The sequence below is a fragment of the Geminicoccus sp. genome, assembly GCF_035556675.1.
Classification (GTDB): Bacteria; Pseudomonadota; Alphaproteobacteria; order Geminicoccales; family Geminicoccaceae; genus Geminicoccus.
In genome coordinates, this window is the sequence record NZ_DATMFZ010000282.1 from 1 (window position 1) to 7,374 (window position 7,374).

Annotated in this window: 6 protein-coding genes; 1 reads left to right on the plus strand and 5 read right to left on the minus strand. The window is 69.6% G+C overall.

Translation table 11 applies throughout. From position 1 onward, the window contains the following. From VNS22_RS19580 to VNS22_RS19600, 5 genes are all read right to left on the minus strand, one after another. Positions 1 to 1,202 (minus strand): thymidine phosphorylase (locus VNS22_RS19580; protein ID WP_325735400.1); only part of this gene is annotated, 1,202 nt, incomplete at its 3' end. Then, complete coding sequence (deoC, locus tag VNS22_RS19585) at positions 1,202 to 2,005, minus strand: deoxyribose-phosphate aldolase (RefSeq protein ID WP_325735402.1); 804 nt, start codon at positions 2,003 to 2,005, stop codon at positions 1,202 to 1,204. The genes deoC and VNS22_RS19580, both read right to left, overlap by 1 nt. After that, a complete protein-coding gene (locus tag VNS22_RS19590; protein WP_325735404.1) occupies positions 2,002 to 3,213 on the minus strand; it encodes a purine-nucleoside phosphorylase in 1,212 nt (403 codons plus the stop codon). Before VNS22_RS19590 ends, deoC begins: the two co-directional genes overlap by 4 nt. Positions 3,214 to 3,448: 235 nt before the next feature. After that, a complete protein-coding gene (locus tag VNS22_RS19595) occupies positions 3,449 to 4,423 on the minus strand; it encodes an ABC transporter permease (protein ID WP_325735406.1) in 975 nt (324 codons plus the stop codon). Beyond that, positions 4,420 to 5,529 (minus strand): ABC transporter permease, encoded by a 1,110-nt coding sequence (locus tag VNS22_RS19600; protein WP_325735408.1) that lies wholly within the window; start codon positions 5,527 to 5,529, stop codon positions 4,420 to 4,422. The genes VNS22_RS19595 and VNS22_RS19600 overlap by 4 nt, the downstream gene beginning before the upstream one ends. Before the next feature lie 494 nt (positions 5,530 to 6,023). Between VNS22_RS19600 and VNS22_RS19605 the strand changes: the two genes are divergently transcribed. Then, positions 6,024 to 7,208: a hypothetical protein gene (locus VNS22_RS19605; protein ID WP_325735410.1), complete on the plus strand. Its 1,185-nt coding sequence runs from the start codon at positions 6,024 to 6,026 to the stop codon at positions 7,206 to 7,208. Positions 7,209 to 7,374 lie beyond the last annotated feature (166 nt).

Consider the following 7,374-nt stretch of genomic DNA (forward strand, 5'->3'; position numbering starts at 1 on the left):
GCCGCCTCGTCACGGGCATGAACCATCAGGAGCGGCCGGTCGGGCCCGGTCGCCTCGCCCACTTCCAGCACATCGCTGAGCCCCACCGCATGGTCGATCGCCTGGTCCGGCCGGGTGCGCCCGCCACCCAGCCCGATGATCGCCAGGCCCAGCACCCTGGCGTCGATCCGGGTGACGAAGCCCGGTTCGGCCAGGAGCGGGCGGATCACCGGGGCAGCAGGGAGATGGGTGCCGGGCCGCTCCAGCAGGTCCGCCGGTCCGCCCAGGCCCTGGACCATCCGGGCAAAACACTCGGCGGCGGCGCCACTGGCCAGCGCCTGGCGGGCCCGGGCAGCACCATCCGCGATACCGGCCAAGTCCAGGGCCTCGCCGGCCAGCGCCAGGACCAGCTCCACCAGGCGCCCGGCCGTGACCCGCCCGGCCAGCACCTCGATGGCCTCCCGGACCTCCAGGGCATTGCCGGCGGTCCGGCCCAGGCACATGCCCATGTCGGTGAGCAGCGCCCGGCAGGGCAGCCCGGCATGGCGGGCGACATCCACGATCGAGCGGGCGAGTGCCTGGGCCTCATCGAGGCCGGGCAGGAAGGCGCCCGAGCCATGCTTGACGTCCATCACCAGGCAGCCGGGCCCGGCCGCCAGCTTCTTGGACAGGATGGACGCGGTGATGAGCGGGATGCTCTCCACGGTCGCGGTGACATCGCGGATCGCGTAGAGGCGCCGGTCGGCGGGCGCCAGCTCGCCGGTCTGGCCGACAATGGCACAGCCGGCCGAGCGGACCGTGGCGCGCACCAGCCCGATCGGCGCCGCGGTGCGGTAGCCCGGGATCGCATCGAGCTTGTCCAGCGTGCCGCCGGTATGGCCGAGGCCGCGGCCGGAGAGCATCGGCACATAGCAGCCGCAGGCGGCCAGTAGCGGGGCCAGGACCAGGCTGACCTTGTCGCCGATCCCGCCGGTGGAATGCTTGTCGGCCACCGGGCCGGGCAGGCCCTCCCAGGAAAGCTGCTCGCCCGACCCGGCCATTGCCTGCGTGAGCAGGGCGGTCTCGGCCGGATCCATCCCCCGCAGGAGGATCGCCATGGCCAGGGCTGCCACCTGGCCCTCGGTCCAGCTCCCGTCCGACAGGCCCGCGACGAACATCCGGATCGCTGCCGGGTCGAGCGCGCCGCCTTCCCGCTTGGTCCGGATGATCTCCTGCGGGAGCATCAGTAGCCGCCGGTTCCCGCCTCCGAGGCACCTCCCCCCGCCACACGGACCAGGTCGTCCAGCAGGGAGGACGCGCCGAAGCGGAAGGTCTGGGCCGAGATCTGCCCGGCTCCCATGATGGCATCGCCCAGGCAGAGATAGCGGGCGGCATCGGCGGCCGTGCGGATGCCGCCCGACGCCTTGAAGCCCACGCGCATCCCGGCCTCCTCGCAGACCCGCATCAGCACGGCCGCAGCCTCGGGCGTGGCGCCCACCGGCACCTTGCCGGTCGAGGTCTTGAGGAAGTCGACGCCGGCCATCACGGCAGCGCGCGCGGCCGCGGTGATCCGGTCGGGGTCGGCCAGCACGCCGGTCTCCAGGATCAGCTTCAGCCGGGTGGACGGGCCGATCGCCACCCGGACCGCTTCCACCAATTCGCCGACGATGCCGACATCGCCCTCCATGATCGCCTGGACCGGCGCCACCACGTCGACCTCGTCGGCCCCGTCGGCCACCGCCGCCGCGGCCTCGTCCGCGGCCCGTGCCAGGTCGTCGGATCCGTCCGGGAAGTTGGCGACCCCGGCCAGGCGCACGGTGCCGCCGGCCAGCAGCGGCCGGGCGATCGGCAGGAAGCGCGGATAGATGCAGACTGCGGCGACCTGGTGCGCCAGGGCCTTGGCGCAGAGCGCCTCGATCTCCGCCCCGGTCTCGCTGCCGGACAGCGACGTCAGGTCGACCAGCGGGATGGCCCGCCGGGCGACCTCCGGCGTGGCAGGGGCGGAATCGGCCTTGGCCAGCAGGTCCTGGGTGTTCTTGTCGATCATGCGCGGGCGAGATCCGGAAGGGCGGCGGCGAGCAGGCGGCGGAGCTTGGCCCCGGCGACCTCGGCACCCGCCAGGGTGTGGTCGTGGCTGAGTTCGGCCGGGGTCATTCCGGCGGCGAGGTTGGTGACGGCGGACAGGCCGGCGACGCGCAGGCCCAGCTGCCGGGCGGCGATCGCCTCCGGCACGGTGCTCATCCCGACCAAGTCCGCGCCAAGGGTGCGGAAGGCCCGGATCTCGGCCGGCGTCTCGAACTGGGGGCCGAGCGTGGCAAGATAGACGCCCTCGGGCAGGTCCAGGCCCAGCTGCCGGGCGGCATCGCGCAGCACCCGGCGCAGGTCGCCGTCGTACACGGCGGTCAGGCCCACGAAGTTGGGCCCGCCGACCAGCGGGCTGGTGCCCTGGAGGTTGATGTGGTCGGCGATCAGGCTGATCGAGCCCTCCCCGACCTCGGGGCGCAGCGAGCCGGCGGCGTTGGTGAGGATCAGGCGTCGGCAGCCGAGCTCATGGACCAGGCGGACCAGCGGCAGGACGGCTGCGGCGGGCTTGCCCTCGTAGAGATGGACCCGTCCCTGGAAGCACATGACCGGCACGCCGGACAGGCGGCCCAGCACCAGCCGGCCGGCATGGCCCTGGACCCTGGCAGCGGGGAAGCCCGGCAGGTCGGCATAGGCGAAGCTGATGGCCTCCTCGAGTTCGTCGGCCAGCCCGCCCAGGCCGGAGCCCAGGATGATCGCCACCTGCGGGACCAGGTCCGGCAGGTTCCGGCGGACGATCTCAGCGGCGTCCTCCCCCGGCGCGGCCGCTTCGGCGGCGCCCAGATGCGCGGTAGTGAAGGCGTGCGGCAGGAGCTCGGCCATGCTGGTCGCGAGATGCCGGCCGTCCGGGTGGCAGAGGTGGACCGGTGTGTCCGGGGCCGAGAACTCCGCCAGCCGCTGTCGGCAGCCGCCACAGGGCGCGATCAGCCGCTCGCCTTTGGCCAGCACCAGGACCTCGGCAATCTGCCGACCGCCGGCCGCCACCATGATGCCGATCGTGCTGGCCTCGGCGCACTGCCCCTGCGGGTAGGCGACGTTCTCGACGTTCACCCCGGCATGGATCCGGCCGTCGACAGTGCGCAGCGCCGCCGCCACCGGAAACTGCGAGTACGGGACGTAGGCCCGCTCCAGCACGGCGGTCGCGGCCGCCAGGAGATCGGCCGGGGCGCTCATCCGGTCGCGCCGGAACGTGCGGACGGCGGGGTCGGGTTCATGGCCGGAGCATAGACGGGCGACGACACCGGGTCAGCGGCGTCGGGTTCGTTTCGCAACGGAGCCATGGCCTGTTCTCGGGTTCGTTCGTGCAAAAGCATGGTTCCGATCCGGCGATGAAACATGAACATGGCCCTGGCAGGTCGAGGAGCGAGGATAGCAGGAACAGGCCGACGATCCCAACGGCCGCGGAGGATCAGCGGTCCTTCACGTAAGGCACCCCGATCGCCTTGGGCGCCACCGCGCGGCCGACGAAGCCGGCCAGCAGGATCACGGTCACGACATAGGGGATGGCCTGGACGAACTGGGTCGGGATCTCGCCGATGCCCGGGACCGGCAGGCCCTGGAGGCGGATCTGCAGGGCGTCGGTGAAAGCGAACAGCAGGCAGGCCAAAAGCGTCGGCACCGGCCGCCACTTGCCGAAGATCAATGCCGCGAGCGCCAGATAGCCCTTGCCGGCGCTCATGTCGCGCAGATAGCCGGCATTCTGGGCGATCGACAGATAGGCGCCGCCGATCCCGCACAAGGCACCGGACACCATGAGCGCGCGATAGCGCATCCATGGCACCGAGATGCCGGCCGTGTCGACCGCAGCCGGGTTCTCGCCGACCGCGCGCAGGCGCAGGCCGAACCGGGTCTTCCAGATCACCCAGAAGGTCAGCGGGACAGCGAGGAAGGCCAGGTAGACCAGGAGGTTGTGGCCGGAGATCAGCTCGGCGTAGATCTGGCCGATGACCGGCACCGAGCGCGCCGCCTCGGCGAAGGGCAGCGTCAGCGACGGGAAGCGCGCCGCCTCCTCGGTGACCGGAATGCGGCCGGCCTGCTGGAACCAGGCATTGGCCAGCACCGGACTCAGCCCGGCCACCAGGATGTTCAGCGCCATGCCGGAAACGACCTGATCGCCGCGATGGGTGATGGTGGCAAAGCCATGGACCATGGCCAGCCCCCAGCCGAACGCCATGGCGGCGATGAGGCCGATCCAGGCGCTGCCGGTGAGCTGGGCGGCGGCAGCAGCGGCAAACGCGCCGCCCAGCAGCTTGCCTTCCAGGGCGATGTTGACGATGCCGGCGCGCTCGCAGAACAGGCCGGCCAGTGCCGCCAGGATCAGGGGTGCCGCCAGCCGGATCGTGCTGTCCAGCAGGAGCAGGGCCGGGAGCCAGAGGTCGCTCATGCCGGCACCGCCCGGCGACGGCGGAACAGGGCCTCCAAAGATGGGCGGAAGAAATGTTCCAGCGCGCCGGCGAACAGGATCACCAGGCCCTGGACCACCACCACCATGTCCTTGGTGATCGCCGGCATGTCGAAGGCCAGTTCCGAGCCACCCTGGTAGAGTGCCCCGAACAGCAGTGCGGCCAGCAGGATGCCCACCGGGTGGTTGCGGCCCATCAGCGCCACGGCGATGCCGACGAAGCCGTAGCCGCCGGTGAAGTTGAGCAGGAGGCGGTGGTGGCTGCCCATCACCTCGTTCAGCGCAACGAAGGAGGCAAGCGCACCGGACAGGGCCATGGCGATCATCTGCCAGCGCGCCGGGGAGATGCCGGCATAGACCGCGGCCTGATCGTTGCGGCCGACCACGCGCAGCTCGAAGCCGGCCCGGGTGCGGCTCAGGAACAGCCAGAATAGCAGGGTGCAGATCAGCGCCCAGAAGAAGGACAGGTTGAGGGGTGCCCGCGGCAGGTCGAGGCCGATGGCGGCACCCAGCTGCCAGAGCTGCGGCATCCAGGCGTTCTCGGCAAACGTGGCGGATTCGGGCGAGGAGCTGCCGGGCCGGATCAGCACATAGACCAGCAGATAGGTCATGATCGACGCGGCGATGAAGTTGAACATGATCGTCGTGATGACGATGTGGCTGCCGCGCCTGGCCTGCAGCCAGCCCGGGATGAAGCCCCAGACGGCGCCGAACGCCGCGGCCGCGACCGTGGCGAGCGGCAGGATCACGAAGAACGGCAGGTCGCCGAGATAGAGGCAGACCAGGGTCAGGCCGAGCCCGCCGATATAGGCCTGGCCCTCCGCGCCGATATTGAACAGGCCGGCATGGAAGGCGATGGCGACCGCCAGGCCGGTGAACACGAAGTTGGTCGCGTAGAACAGGGTCCAGCTCAAGAGCTCGGGGCTGCCGAAGGCGCCGCGCACCAGGTAGGCGGACGCCTCCAGCGGGTTCTCGCCCAGCGCCAGCACGACCAGGCCCGCGATCAGGAACGCCACCACCAGATTGAGCAGCGGCAGGAGGCCGTAATCAGCCCAGGCGGGAAGCCTTCTGGAGATTCCCGCGGCCATCAGCGGGCGCCCTGGCTGGCCGGGGCCATGTCGTCCTTCACCATCGCCACCTCGGCAACCACGTCCCGTTCCTGTCAGCCGCCGTTCCCGGCGGGTCCCTACCTCGACCACCGTGTCGCGGGACGGTCAACCTGGGCTCGGCACCGGAGCGCCTCGTCCCGCAAGCTTGGCGGGCTCGAGGCGCCGCATCAATTCACGACCGCGCCTGCCGGTCGACCGCACGCATTGATGTCTTCGTCGTCCATTCAGAGGCCAGCCGGCCGGCGATGGTACCGTGACAGGCATAGAAACAAGGGCAGTCCTGACGCCATCCGCAGGATGGTCCGGATGCGCATGCACTGAAGAACAGCTGGACATCTCAACCTTTCGGTAAGGTCTGCCTGCTACATTTGGCCCATTGCCGATCGCGATCTGCGGCCGGTCGGCATCACGTTCTGCCGTGGCCAAGTTTCCAGGAGCACGGATGAGCCGCATCGTCTTTGTTTGGAGGAGGCTTGCGCCAGCAATCTTCGCCGATTTTCGTGCCGGATCACGGCCAGGCTGCGGTGCTGACGACGACCGCCCGGTCCAATGGCGCGACCTATGACGAGGGCTGGATCCAGCGGCTCGTGCATGAGCATCCGGCGGTTCTGCCGATCGAACGGGTCGAGCCGGGCTTCGCGCGGGTCGTGCCGGTCTGCCAGGAGCTGCCGCTGCGCTCGGGCAGCCTCGACAACCTCCTGATGACGCCGGACGGCAATCTGGTGCTCGTCGAGTGCAAGCTGTGGCGCAACCCGCAGGCAAGGCGGGAGGTCCTGGCGCAGGTCATCGATTATGCGAAGGATCTGATCCGGCTGGACTATGAGGCGCTCGAGGCTGCCGTCCGCCGCGCCCGACACGACCAGAGCTCGCTCTACCGGCTGGTCGATACCGATCTGGACGAAGCGGCATTCGTCGATGCCGTCGCCCGCAACCTCCGGCTCGGCCGGGTCCTGCTGATCGTGGCAGGCGACGGCATCACCGAATCGGTACAGGCCATCGCCGACTATCTGCAGCAGCATGCCGGGCTGCATTTCACCCTGGCGCTGGTCGAACTCGCGATCTTCGATCTGCCCGGACATGGGATGGTGGTCGTGCCGTCCATTCCGCTGCAGACGACCAACGTGGTGCGCGGGATCGTCATGGTGGAAGATCGATCCGGATCGCCCATGCCGACGGTACACATCATGCCACCGCCGGACACGGCGCGGGCTCGGCGCCCCAGCAACATCACGGAGATGGAGTTCTTCACGGCCCTGGATGCGCTGCGCCCCGGAACCTCCACCCGTCTGCTCGCCCTGGTCGAGAAGGGTCAGGACATCGGCCTGTTCATTGACGTCAAAAAGACTCTGATGATCACCTTACCTAGCGAGGGAAGTAAAGTTCGGTTGCTAGCCGTCTATCCAGACAGCGGCAATGCGGACACGAGCTATATATGGGGCTCGCAGACCGACCGCTCAATCAAGGCATCCTATCTGAAGAGGATGGCTGATGCCATTCCTGGCACGGTAGTGTGGCAGGTGGGGAACTCGCCTTACGTCAGGTTTCCGGACCGCCAGTTGTCGATCTGGGACGTGCTGGATCACGGGGATGCTTGGTTGGAGGCGGTAGTGGGCTATCATGCCGCGATTCAAGCATCCGGCGAGCAAAGTGCCGCCTAACCGCTCCGAGCGGTTTCCGGCCATTCCGCCGGTGTGCGGGCAAGGACAGACAATACTCGGCCGCTGCCGGCGCCACGGTCACCGTTCCTGGCCGGCCTGGTCACGCGGCGTCCCTGCGCACGCCGGCCATGAGCAGGCCAATCCGCTTCTCGTCGGCCGCCCTGCC